The 11,984-nt window shown below is 71.2% G+C and carries 8 protein-coding genes and 1 pseudogene; 6 read left to right on the forward strand and 3 right to left on the reverse strand.

Going from position 1 to position 11,984, the window contains the following annotated elements:
• Positions 1 to 133 precede the first annotated feature (133 nt).
• From CCN33_RS27965 to CCN33_RS27975, 3 genes are all read left to right on the forward strand, one after another.
• Positions 134 to 2,611 carry a ThuA domain-containing protein gene (locus tag CCN33_RS27965; protein ID WP_208621928.1) on the forward strand — a complete coding sequence of 826 codons (2,478 nt, stop codon included), beginning with the start codon at positions 134 to 136 and terminating at the stop codon, positions 2,609 to 2,611.
• Positions 2,612 to 2,661: 50 nt separating this feature from the next.
• Positions 2,662 to 4,806 (forward strand): OmpL47-type beta-barrel domain-containing protein, encoded by a 2,145-nt coding sequence (locus tag CCN33_RS27970; protein WP_244173962.1) that lies wholly within the window; start codon positions 2,662 to 2,664, stop codon positions 4,804 to 4,806.
• Between the two features lie 271 nt (positions 4,807 to 5,077).
• Positions 5,078 to 6,505: an alkaline phosphatase family protein gene (locus CCN33_RS27975; protein ID WP_086696193.1), complete on the forward strand. Its 1,428-nt coding sequence runs from the start codon at positions 5,078 to 5,080 to the stop codon at positions 6,503 to 6,505.
• A gap of 359 nt (positions 6,506 to 6,864) precedes the next feature.
• Here CCN33_RS27975 and CCN33_RS27980 read toward each other — a convergent pair whose 3' ends face one another.
• Positions 6,865 to 7,782 (reverse strand): aminoglycoside phosphotransferase family protein, encoded by a 918-nt coding sequence (locus CCN33_RS27980; protein WP_086696194.1) that lies wholly within the window; start codon positions 7,780 to 7,782, stop codon positions 6,865 to 6,867.
• A gap of 77 nt (positions 7,783 to 7,859) precedes the next feature.
• Here CCN33_RS27980 and CCN33_RS27985 point away from each other — a divergent pair, with 77 nt between their 5' ends.
• Positions 7,860 to 8,678: a hypothetical protein gene (locus tag CCN33_RS27985; RefSeq protein WP_086696196.1), complete on the forward strand. Its 819-nt coding sequence runs from the start codon at positions 7,860 to 7,862 to the stop codon at positions 8,676 to 8,678.
• Positions 8,679 to 8,778: 100 nt separating this feature from the next.
• On the opposite strand, the gene CCN33_RS27990 is transcribed toward CCN33_RS27985, so the two are convergent.
• Positions 8,779 to 9,387 (reverse strand): DJ-1/PfpI family protein, encoded by a 609-nt coding sequence (locus CCN33_RS27990; protein WP_086696198.1) that lies wholly within the window; start codon positions 9,385 to 9,387, stop codon positions 8,779 to 8,781.
• 55 nt (positions 9,388 to 9,442) lie between these two features.
• Positions 9,443 to 9,922 carry a winged helix-turn-helix transcriptional regulator gene (locus tag CCN33_RS27995; RefSeq protein WP_244173960.1) on the reverse strand — a complete coding sequence of 160 codons (480 nt, stop codon included), beginning with the start codon at positions 9,920 to 9,922 and terminating at the stop codon, positions 9,443 to 9,445.
• A gap of 96 nt (positions 9,923 to 10,018) precedes the next feature.
• On the opposite strand from CCN33_RS27995, the gene CCN33_RS28000 reads away from it, so the two are divergent.
• Together CCN33_RS28000 and CCN33_RS28005 are read left to right on the forward strand one after the other, a co-directional pair.
• Positions 10,019 to 11,443: an MFS transporter gene (locus tag CCN33_RS28000; protein WP_244173961.1), complete on the forward strand. Its 1,425-nt coding sequence runs from the start codon at positions 10,019 to 10,021 to the stop codon at positions 11,441 to 11,443.
• A gap of 205 nt (positions 11,444 to 11,648) precedes the next feature.
• Positions 11,649 to 11,984: pseudogene (locus CCN33_RS28005) on the forward strand (glutathione S-transferase family protein); the annotation flags it as partial.

Genomic DNA, 11,984 nt, shown 5'->3' on the forward strand with positions numbered 1-11,984 from the left:
CGGTAGAGGCGCGCAACCCGTTTATCCACACCCAGGACAAAGTTGGTGAGATTCCGTCCATAGCTATTGGCGGGTCGGCGAAAGGCGTCTAGCTTCTGGCGCTGTTGCTGAGACCACGGAGGGTGGGTGACCCATGCAGAGCGCACCACATCACCGGTCGAGATCCCGGCGGGCAGCGGCTGCGGCCCTGGCGGCCGGAGCCCTTGCGGCATCCCTGCTGAGCGGCGGCACCGCGGCCACGGCCAGTCCGTTCCCCGAGCCGCGGGCGTCGGCGCTGCCGTCGCCGCCGGGCGGCAGAAACGTCAAGGTGCTCGTCTTCCACGCCTCGGCCACCGAGGAGTCACCGACCGTCGACGCCGGTATCGAGGCCATCGAGTCCATCGGTCTGACCGGCCCCGCGGATCAGCGTTTCAAGACCGTGGCGACGGACGACGCCTCGGTCTTCACCAGCGAGAAGCGGCTGGGGACCTTCAACGCCGTGGTGTTCCTCACCGGTGGCGGGGACGTGCTCGATCCCGAGCAGGAGGCGGGTCTCGAAGCGTATCTGAAAGCCGGCGGCGGTTTTCTCGGCATCCATGACGCGGCGCGGACGGAGCCGTACTCCGACTGGTTCACCGGTCTGATCGGCGCCCGTCCCGCGAACGCGAGCCCCGCCGCCGTACAGCGGGCCACCGTGGAGATCCCGGACCGGAGTCATCCGGCCACCAAGGGGCTGCCGCTGGAGTGGAAGCGGCCCGACAAGTGGTTCAACTGGGCGACCAACCCGACCGGCAAGGTGCACACCGTCGCCAAGGTCCGGGAGACCAGCTACCAGCCCGGCACCGGCGCGAACGGGGTGGACCACCCGGTCTCCTGGTGCCGGGACTACTCCGGCGGCCGGTCCTTCTACACGGGCATGGGCGGCACGGTGGAGTCCTTCGCGGAGACCGACTTCCGCGACCATCTGCGGGGCGCCCTGCTGTGGACCACCCGGCTCTCGCGCGCCGACTGCAAGGCCACGATCGACGCCAACTACTCGGCGGTGCGGGTCACTCAGCCGAACCAGCCCGGTCAACAGGACCAGATCGGCGAGCCGCACGGCCTCGTCGTGGCTCCCGACGGACGGGTGCTGTACATCGGCCGGGGCGGCGGCACCAACGACGCGCCGGTCGTCACCGACTGGAACAACCCCGACATCGGCAAGGGCACCGGCCAGATCCACGTCTACGACCCCGCCACGAAGAAGGTCACGCTCGCGGGCGCCCTCACCGTCTTCGGCAACAAGGGCGGCGGCGACGAACTGGTCAAGGTCGAGGAGGGGTTGCTCGGCATCGAGCTGGACCCCGGCTTCGAGTCCAACGGCTGGGTGTACCTGCACTACACCCCGCACTCCGGCCTCGACCGCGACAAGCAGGTGGCCGAACGCCGCGTCTCCCGCTTCACGCTGGACCGCGCCACGAACAAGCTCGACCTGGCCTCGGAGAAGGTCCTTCTCAAGTGGCCGGTACAGGTCCACAGTTGCTGTCACGCGGGCGGCGGGATGGCCTGGGATTCCAAGGGCAACCTCTACATCGCGACCGGTGACAACAACTCCTCCGGTTTCAGCGACGGTTACTCCGGCAACAATCCGCAGCCCAACTACAAGGGCCTCTCCTTCGCCGACGCCCGCCGCACCGCGGGCAACACCCACAACCTCAACGGCAAGATCCTGCGCATCCACCCGGAACCCGACGGCACGTACACGCTGCCCGAGGGCAACCTCTTCACCGGCAAGGAGCAGGACGAGGGCGGCGGCAAGACCCGTGGCGAGATCTACGTGATGGGTGTACGGAACCCGGCCCGGATCTCCGTCGACAAGAAGACCGACATCCTCTACGCGGGCTGGGTCGGCCCCGACGCGGGCGCGCCGAGCACCACCTGGGGACCGGCCAAGTACGACACGTTCGCCGCGATCACCAAGGCGGGCAACCACGGCTGGCCGTTCTGCATGGGCAACAAGCAGCCCTACCGCGACCGCAACCTGCCGGACCCGGCCAAGCCGCTGGGCTGGTACGACTGCGACGCCCCGAAGAACGAGTCACCGAACAACGACGGCCTGGTGAACCTGCCGCCCGTCACCGGCAACACCATCTGGTACTCCCCGCAAGGAGGCGCCCCCGACTTCCCGCGCGACGCGGCGGGCGTGCCCAGCTACAAGAACGAGGAGGCCACCTACCTCCTGCCGTGGCTGAAGGGCGGCGGCCAGGCCACCATGGACGGCCCTGTCTACCGCTATGACGCGGCACATGCCGGCGCCGGGGCGTGGCCGGAGTACTGGGACGGCAAGTGGTTCGTCGGTGACTTCTACGACGCGGACAACCCGCGCCACGCGGTGCTCACCGACCCGAAGACCGTCGGCAAGGGCGGCCTGCCCGTCACGGCGGAGTCGCTGAAGAAGATCATCCCGGTCGGCCAGGGGGGCATCCGCAATCTGATGGACTGGAAGTTCGCGCCGGACGGTTCGCTCTACGTCCTCGACTACGGCCGCGGCTTCTTCACCTCCGACTCCCAGTCCGCGCTGTGGCGCGTGACGTACACCGGCGGCGCGGCCACGCCCGCCGCCAAGGATCTGGCCAGGAAGGCGGCACAGTGAGACATCGACCTCTGCGCCTGTACACCGCGCTGCTGGGCGCGCTGCTGCTGATGCTCGGGCTCACCTCGACGGCCGCGTACGGACGGGACGGCGACCGCGCCGCGGCGGCCCAGGTCCTGACGTGGACGGCCGGCTCCCGCACCGACCGGTACGCGAGCTTCCCGACGACGGCGGTGGCCGGCGCGGCGACCCTCGTCTTCGAGAACAGCGCCGCGACCGGCAACGACATCGGCATGCCGCACACCCTGACGTTCGACGTCTCGGACCCCGAGTACAACCACGACGTGCCGGTGAACATCCTGGCCAATCCCGGTGACGACAGCGGCGGCAAGCACACCGTCGACGTCACACTGACGCCCGGCCGTTACCGCTACTTCTGCAGCATCCCGGGCCACGGCCAGATGCAGGGCATCCTCACGGTGACCGAGCCCGGCGGCGAGGACACCACTGCGCCGACGGCCTCGGCGAAGGTCGAGGGGCAGCAGAACGCCGATGGCGCCTATGTCGGCTCGGCCAAGGTCACGGTGTCCGCGTCGGACGACGCCTCCGGCGTGAAGTCGGTCGAGTACGCCGTCGGCGCCGACGGTCCGTGGCAGGCGTACACCGCCCCGGTGGTCGTCGACCAGGTCGGCTCGCACACCGTGCGCTACCGCGCCACCGACCAGGCGGGCAACGTGGCCGCCGAGAAGTCCGTGACCTTCAGCGTGGTCGCCCCGCCGACGGACGACACGACCGCGCCGGAGACCTCCGCGACGGTGAGCGGCGAGAAGGACGCCGACGGCAACTACCTGACCATGGCCACGGTGACCGTGACCGCCTCGGACACCGGGTCGGGCGTCAACACCATCGAGTACGCGCTCGGGGCGGACGGCGCCTGGCAGCCGTACACCGCGCCGGTGATGGTGCACGCGGCCGGCTCGCACACCGTGCGCTACCGGGCGACCGACAAGGCGGGGAACGCGGCCACCGAGAAGTCCGTGGCCTTCACGGTCGTGGCCCCGCCCGCCGAGGACACGACCGCGCCGGAGACCTCGGCGACCCTGAGCGGCACCCGGAACTCGAACGGGGCCTACGTCACCAGTGCCAGGGTGACGGTCAACGCCTCCGACTCCGCGTCCGGGGTCGCCCGGGTCGAGTACTCCCTCGACGGAGGCCCGTATCTGGCGTACTCGGCACCCGTGGTCGTGGACCGGCTCGGCTTCCACACGGTGGCGTACCGGGCGACGGACAAGGCGGGGAACACCTCCGCCGCCAAGAACGTCACCTTCACCGTCGCGCAGGGCGGGGGCGTCCCGGCGCCGGCCTGTCCCGAGTACGACGAGCGGCTGACGGTCATCGTCGGCACCGTGGACACCGGAGTGCCGAACCGGCTGACGCGCAGCCGGTGCACGATCAACGAGCTGATCGAGGACGAGAAGGACTGGTCGTCGCAGGCGCTGTTCCTGAAGCACGTCGACCGCGTGCTCGACAAGCTCCTTGCGGACGGCCTGATCGACCAGCGCGAGCTCGACAAGATCACCAAGGCGGCCAGGCAGTCGAAGATCGGCAAGCCCGGCCGGACAGAGGGTTATCGCGATCTGTTCGACGGCACGCAGGCGTCCCTGTCCAAGTGGGAGCAGGTCGGCGGCGGGCAGTTCGCCCTGACCGGCGACGGCGCCATCACGAGCAGCACGACCGTGCCGGGCATGGGCATGCTGTGGTTCCCGGAACGCAAGTACGGCGACTTCTCGCTCAAGCTCCGCTTCCGCGACGACGCTCCGGGCACGGGCAACGCCAACGGCGGGGTGTTCATCCGGTTCCCCGACGTCCACAACCACCCGGAGGAGTCCCGGCCCGAGTGGGTCGCCATCAACTACGGGCACGAGATCCAGATCCTGGACAGCCCGACCGGCGACATGTACAAGACGGGTTCGGTCTACGGCTTCGACCGGGTGGGTCTGGGCGGCGCGGGGGTCACCCCCAAGGGCACCTGGAACGACTACGAGATCCGCGCGGAGGGCCAGCACTTCACGGTCCTGCGCAACGGTGTCGTCATCAACGAGTTCGACAATGTCGGCGGCCAGGTCTTCAACCCGCCCCGCGAGGGTGACCCCGGCACCGACGGCCGGCGCTATGCGACCGGGTACATCGGGCTCCAGGTGCACAGCACGTCGGACGTGATCTCGTACCGCGACGTCCGGATCAAGGAGTTGTAGACCACGGGACCGTGGGGCCCTCACCACTTCGGCGGTGGGGGCCCTTCCCGGCATGCGGAGCAGCCTTCTCTGAACACGTGGCAACTCCCATGCGACTCACAGGCATTGAGGTCAGGGCCCGGTCAAGCCGTTCCCACCCGTTGTCCACATGTTCACCGCTCTCCCCTGACACGTCCCGCCATGAGGGCGGAGAGTAATCGACGGCCCGGCTTCCCGGCCGGGCGGACCTGCACTCCGCCGGAGCGCCCATCGCGCTCAAGAAGGGACGACCATGGCCGAGTTGACCCGCCGTAGAGTCCTGGGGTCGGCCGCGGGCGCGCTGGGTGGCGCCGCGGCTCTGTCACTGCTGCCACCGAGCGTCCAGAAGGCCGTCGCCGCCGGGCCGCCGAAGGGCGGTTCGCTGCGTGACATCGAGCACGTGGTCCTGCTGATGCAGGAGAACCGGTCGTTCGACCACTACTTCGGCACCCTCTCCGGGGTCCGGGGCTTCGCCGACCCGCATGCCCTGAAGCTGGACAGCGGGCGCAGCGTGTTCTACCAGCCCGACGCGGTGAATCCCAAGGGCTATCTGCTGCCCTTCCACCTCGACACCCACTCCTCCAGCGCCCAGGCCATCCCCTCCACCAGCCACGCCTGGTCCGTGCAGCACCAGGCGTGGAACAACGGCAGAATGGACCAGTGGCTGCCCGCCCACCGCGCGGCCGACGGCGCCAACGGCCCCTATGTGATGGGCTATTACACGCGCGAGGACATCCCGTTCCAGTTCGCGCTGGCCGAGACCTTCACGATCTGCGACAACTACTTCTGCTCGGTGTTCGGGCCGACCTGGCCCAACCGGCTGATGTGGATGACCGGTTCGATCGACCCCGGCGGCACGAAGGGCGGCCCGGTCATCAGGAACTCGGCGCCCAAGCCGTACCAGTGGACCACCTATGCCGAGCGGCTCCAGGCGGCCGGGGTGAGCTGGAAGGTGTACCAGCAGGACGACGACTACGGCTGCAACATGCTGGAGCAGTTCGCCGCGTTCAAGAACGCCGCGCCCGGCTCCGAGCTGTACGAGCGCGGGGTGCGCCCGCAGCCCGAGGGCACCTTCGAGGACGACGCCCGCAACGACCGGCTCCCGGCCGTTTCCTGGATCATGCCGACCAGCTACCAGTCGGAACACCCTGACTATCTCCCGGCGGCCGGCGCGGACTTCGTGGCCTCGAAGATCGAGGCGATCGCGTCCAACCCGAAGGTGTGGCGCAAGACCGCGTTCATCCTCAACTACGACGAGAACGACGGCCTGTTCGACCATGTGCCGCCACCGGTGCCGCCCGCGGGAACGCCGGACGAGTTCGTGCAGGGGCTGCCCATCGGGGGCGGCTTCCGGGTGCCGGCCATCGTGATCTCGCCGTGGACCGTGGGCGGATGGGTCGCCACGGAAGCTTTCGACCACACCTCGGCACTGCGGTTCCTGGAGCACTTCACGGGAGTGGAGGAGCCCAACATCAGCGACTGGCGCCGTTCCACCTTCGGCGACCTCACCAGCGCCTTCCGCTTCCGCTCCGGCCGCCCGCGCCCGCCGCGCCTGCCGGACGACACGGCGGAGCAGCTCGAGAGGGCGAAGGAGGAGGTGGCCACGCTGCCGAAGCCGACGCTGCCGGGCGCGGACCAGACCTTCCCGCGCCAGGAGCACGGGCGCCGACCGCACGTGTGAGCCTTCCGGGCCGGCGCCGTTCGCGGCACCGGCCCTTTCAGCACATGGGGTCGCCCGGCGCCACGCGGTGCGTCTCCAGCCCGCCGCCGGCCTCCGGTGGGGCAGACTGCCGCCAATGGACGACCCTCCCTCGATGCGCATCAGTTCCACGGGCGCCTGCGTGTGCAGTCCGCCGGCCTGGCGCCCGCCCGCTGGCTCGTCGAGCGATTCCTCGGGGACGACCGCTCCTGCACGGTGGCCGGTGTCGTCGTGCCGAGGTTCGAGGCCTACGTCAGGGTTCTGCACCCGGCGTCGCTGGAGGAGCGGCCGGTGCGGTGGCGGGACGTTGCGGAGGCTCGTGGCCGGGCGGTGGGCACGCGTCAGGACCGGACCGACTCCGTGAGCCGCCGCAGGGACGCCCGACCCGGTGGGCCCCAGGTCGGTTTGCCGCCGGGGCGGCCCTCGTCGCCCGCGTGACCGATGTGGAGGCCCGCCAGGGCGCGGAGGACGGCCCAGCCGCGGGCGCGGCGGAGGGTGGCGGGGTCCGGGGCCGGGAGGTAGGCGGCGTGGAAGCGGTCGACGGCGCCGTCCGGGAGGAGGATCCAGGCGGAGGCGAGGTCGAAGGCGGGGTCGCCCGCGAAGAGGTCGCCGAAGTCGATGACGCCGGAGAAGGTGCCGTCGAGGGTGAGGATGTTGGCGGGGTGCAGGTCGCCGTGGAGCCAGAGGCGGGGGCCGGTCCAGCCGGGCGCGGCGGCCGCGTCCTCCCAGATGGCGCGGACGGCCTCGGGGTTCTGGACGAGGCGCAGTTCGCCGGCCCGGGCGAGCGAGCCGGTGAAGGATTCGGCGAAGTCGGCCAGCCGGCCCCCTCGGTCCCGGCCCAGGGGTGCCTGCTCGGGGGCGGGACGGTGAAAGGCGCTCAGGAAGGCGGCGAGGGTGTCGGCCGCTTCGTCCGGGCGGGTCGCGGGGGCGCGGTCGGCGGGCTCGCCGGGTACCCAGGTGGTGACGAGCCAGGGTCTCGGGAAGCGGTCGGAGGGTTCACCGAGGCGCTGCGGTACGGGGATCGGCAGGGGCAGGCCCTCGGCGAGGAGCGGCAGCCAGGCGTGCTCCTTGCGCAGCAGCGCGTCCGCCGACTCGGTGGCCCAGGGCAGGCGGACGGCGAGGTCGTCGCCGAGCCGCCACACCTGGTTGTCCCAGCCGAGAGCGCCGAGTTTCAGGGGGCGTTCCGCCAGGTCGGGGTGCTGCTCGCGCAGCAGATCCCGGATCAGGTCCGCCGTGATGTCCGTCCCGGTGACTGTCATGGGGAGCCACGGTAGCGCTTAGCCCGGATGCCGGTCCGGGATGCGCGGCCCGGTGGTCCCGTCCCAGGATTCTGATCATGCGGAACTCCACTGACACCCCGTCCTTTCCCCGGTACCCGCGGCACGGTGGTGCCCGGCACGCCATATCCGCGGCGGCCCTCTGCGGTGTCCTGCTGGCGGTGGCCACGGCCTGCGGGGAGCCTGGCGCCAAGCCGCGCTCCGGCGGCGCGGCGGGAAACGGCAACCCGGCCGTGTCCGGCTCCTCCCGCCCGGCGACCGTGTCCGGCTCCTCCCGCCCGGCGACCGTCGGTGGCGTCCCCGGTGTCGGGGAGCGGATGGGCCGGCAGATCCCGGACGACACCCGGCAACTGGTGGTCGTCTACGGCGACGACCGGGACTCGGCCGAGGGCACGGCCGTGCTGTACGAGAAGCTGGGCGCCGAGTGGAAGCAGTCCGCGAGCTGGCCCTCGCACAACGGCCGCCGGGGCTGGACGACCGACCACCGGCTCGACGACGAGCGCAGCCCCGTGGGCGTCTTCTCACTCACGGACGCCGGAGGCACCCTGCGCAGCCCCGGCACCAGACTGCCGTACTGGTACGACGACCACGCGTACGCGGCCTCGGTGGTGGACCCGGACGACGAGGCGCACGCGCACGACTTCGACCACGTCATCGCCATCAACTACAACCGGCTCAGGGGCACCCCGCCCTACGACTGGAGCCGGCCCGAGGGTGTGGAGAAGGGCGGCGGCATCTGGCTGCATCTGGACCACGGTGACGGCACGTCGGCCTGTGTGACCGTCCCGGAGTCCGGCATCAAGACCCTTCTGGGCACCCTCGACCCCGCCGACCACCCGATGGTGGTGATGGGCGACCGCGACCGCCTCGACGACTGAGCGGACCCCGTCCGTCCCACAGGGCCGTTGGGAGCCCCGGCTCCATGAGTTCCCATGCGTTTCCGGGGCTCTTGCACGTGCCGAGACTGATCGCCCGGCCTCAGCGCAGTGCGGCCTCGCCCGTGTGGACGGCGCGCATCGCGCGCTCGACGGTCGCCTGGTTCTCGCCGACCGGAGCCACGTAGCCGATGACGTCGCGCGCGGCGTCCTCCCCGAGCATGCGGGTGATCACCCAGGTGGCGAGGTACTGGGACGCCAGGCAGCCCCCTGCCGTGGCGACGTTCCCCTCGGCGTGGAACGGCGCGTCCAGCACGGTCACGTCGCAGGCTTCGACGAAGGGCCGGCTCTTCATGTCGGTGCAGGCCGGCATGCCGTCCAGCAACCCCAGCCGGGCGAGCACCAGCGCGCCCGAGCACTGCGCACCGACGAGCTGTCGCGAAGGGTCGAGCGGCAGCCGGGAGATCAGCCGGTCGTCGGCGACCACCTCTCGCGCCCGCACGCCACTGCCGATCAGCACGACCTCGGCTTCGGTCACGAACTCCATCGGGCGCTGCCCTGTGACCTCGACACCGTTCATCGACGTGACCACCGGTGCCGGCGTCGTGATGAAGGCTTCCAAGCCGTCCTTACGGCACCGGTTGATCAACGCGGACGCGATGAAGCTGTCGAGTTCGTTGAACCCGTCGAAGGTGACCACGGCTACCTGCATCACATCTCCTTCAAGTACGGCGTGGGATCTGCACTGCTTCCTGGAGCGCCGTCGTCTAGCGGGCCTGCACCGGACCGGAGCGGTCCCAGCCGGGGATCATTTCCTGCCGGTGGACGTCCTCGGCGTGGACCGGCTCGCCGCAGGTCCCGCAGACGGCGCGAGTGACCAGTTCGTGGTCCTGGTGAAGGAGCCGGACGGGCGGCGTGGTGACGGCCCAGCGGTCGCCCCAGCCGATGAGTTCGCGGGTGATGCCCGCCAGGTCGCGCCCCGCTTCCGTCAGGTAGTAGCCGCTGTGGCGTGTGTCGTCCGGCAGCGGGCGCCGTTCGAGGACACCGCTTTCCACCAGCGCCTTCAGGCGCGCCGCCAGACGGTCCGTGGGGGCGCCGGTGTTCCTGGCGATCTGCCGGAACCGGTGGTTGCCGAGCATGACCTCCCGGATCGCCGGCAGGGCCCATCGGTCGCCGACGACCTGCAGGGCGGCGGAGAGCGAGCAGGGGCGTCCGGCCATGTCCTCGGGATCGATGCGCGTGGTCACGGCTCCAGTATCACCCCAGCAGGGTTTGATTTCCAAACCACCCCGTGCTTGGCTTGCAGCATGCCCACGCCGCTTGGAATTTCAAATCACCCTCGCATGGCCACCGCGGTCGTCCTGGTGGCCGTCTTCATGACCAACCTGGATCTGTGGATCGTCAACGTCGCGCTTCCGGCCGTGGGAGCGAGCTTCTCCGGCGGCGGCACGGGCGCGAGCCTCGGTTCGCTGTCCTGGGTCCTCAACGCCTACGCGATCACCTTCGCCGCGCTGTTGGTGGTGGCCGGGCGTGCTGGTGACCGCATGGGCCAGCGGCCGGTGTTCCTCACCGGAATCGCCGTCTTCGCCCTCGCGTCGCTGGGCTGTGCCCTGGCCCCCGACCTGGGGACCCTGGTCGCGGCCCGGGTGGTGCAGGCCGCCGGGGCGGCCGCCCAGATCCCGACATCCCTGGCCCTGCTGCTGGCGACGGTGCCGGCGGAGCGCCGCACCCACGCCACCCGGAGCTGGGCTGCGGTGGGCGGACTGGCCGCGGCCGCCGGGCCCGTCGCCGGCGGCCTCCTGGTGGAGGCCGACTGGAGGTGGATCTTCACCGTCAACGTGCCCATCGGCATCGCGGCGCTCCTCGTCGGCCGAGCGGTGCTGCCGAAGCCGGCCACCCGGGAGGCCGGGCCGCTGCCCGATCTCCTCGGCGCCCCGCTGCTCATCTCGTCGGTCGCGGCACTGTCCGGGGCGCTGGTGCAGGCGCCCGACTGGGGCTGGACGAGCGGCAGGACCGTGCTGCTCCTGGCCGTTGCCGTGCTCAGCGGCACCGTGTTCGTCGGCCGGTCCCTGCGGCACCCCCGCCCGCTGTTCGAGCTGGACCTGCTGCGGCTGCCGCGCTTCGGAGCGGCGAACGCGGGCAGCCTCGTGTTCGGCACCGCATTCGCGATCATGCTGCTCTCGAACGTGCTGTGGTGCCAGGAAATCTGGCACTGGAGTGCTCTGCGCACCGGCGTCGCCCTGGTCCCGGGTCCCGCACTCGTGCCGGTCGTCACCCTCCTGACCGCCCGCGCCGCGCAGCGCTTCGGGCACGGTCCGCTGGTCGCCGCCGGCGGGTTGCTGTTCACCGGCGGCATGGTCTGGCGGGCCTGCTTCGCGTCCGTCACGCCGGATTATGTGGGTGACCTGCTGCCCAGCCAGCTGTTGACCGGTACGGGCGTCGGTCTGGCCCTGGGCACTCTGGTGGCCGCCGGTGTGCACGCCCTGCCGGGGCACCGTGCGGCGACCGGGTCGGCGCTGGTCAACTCTGTCCGCCAGATCTCGGCCACGGTCGGCGTCGCGGTCCTGGTCACGGTGCTCGGTGGTTCCCACGTCGATGTGACCTCCCGCCACGACTTCCGGATCGCCTGGGTCACCGCCGCCGTACTGAGCCTCGTGACGTCAGCGATCGGTGTGCGCCTCAGCCGTGGCGGCGGCCCGGCCGGGACGGCGCCCGCCGCGTCGAAGGAGCCCGCGGCGGACGCGCAGACTCCGGCGGACACTCCTTGACCGAGGGCACGTACGACTGTCTCGGGCACGCGGGCGGGACCTTCGCCGCCCTCCCGCGGCCGTCCCGGGACCGCTGAGCGCTTGGCGCGGGTCCCCGGCCGAAATGGGGGAACGCGTCAGGCGGAACGGAACGGGCCCGTCGCGCCGGAGCGGGCGGGCCGGCAGGGAAGAGCGTGCGGTGCGATCCGTGCGGCGAGGAGGCGACATGGGTGGCGACGGCAACAGCGCCTACGGCCACAAGAAGTTCAAGCGGTCCAGGAGCCATTTCGCGGACCGGATCACCGCCGACGGCCGGGACGGCTGGCCGGTGGAGTCCGGGCGGTACCGGCTGGTGGTCTCGCGGGCCTGCCCGTGGGCGAGCCGGGCGGTGATCTCGCGCCGGCTGCTCGGGCTGGAGCGGGCGCTGCCCATGGCGGTCACCGACCCCCTTCAGGACGACCGGAGCTGGCGGTTCACCCTGGACCCCGGCGGCCGGGACCCGGTGCTCGGCATCCGGTACCTGGCCGAGGCGTACGAGAAGCGGGAGCCGGGCGCGCCCGGC

Source organism: Streptomyces recifensis, from assembly GCF_002154615.1.
Classification (GTDB): Bacteria; Actinomycetota; Actinomycetes; order Streptomycetales; family Streptomycetaceae; genus Streptomyces; species Streptomyces griseoluteus.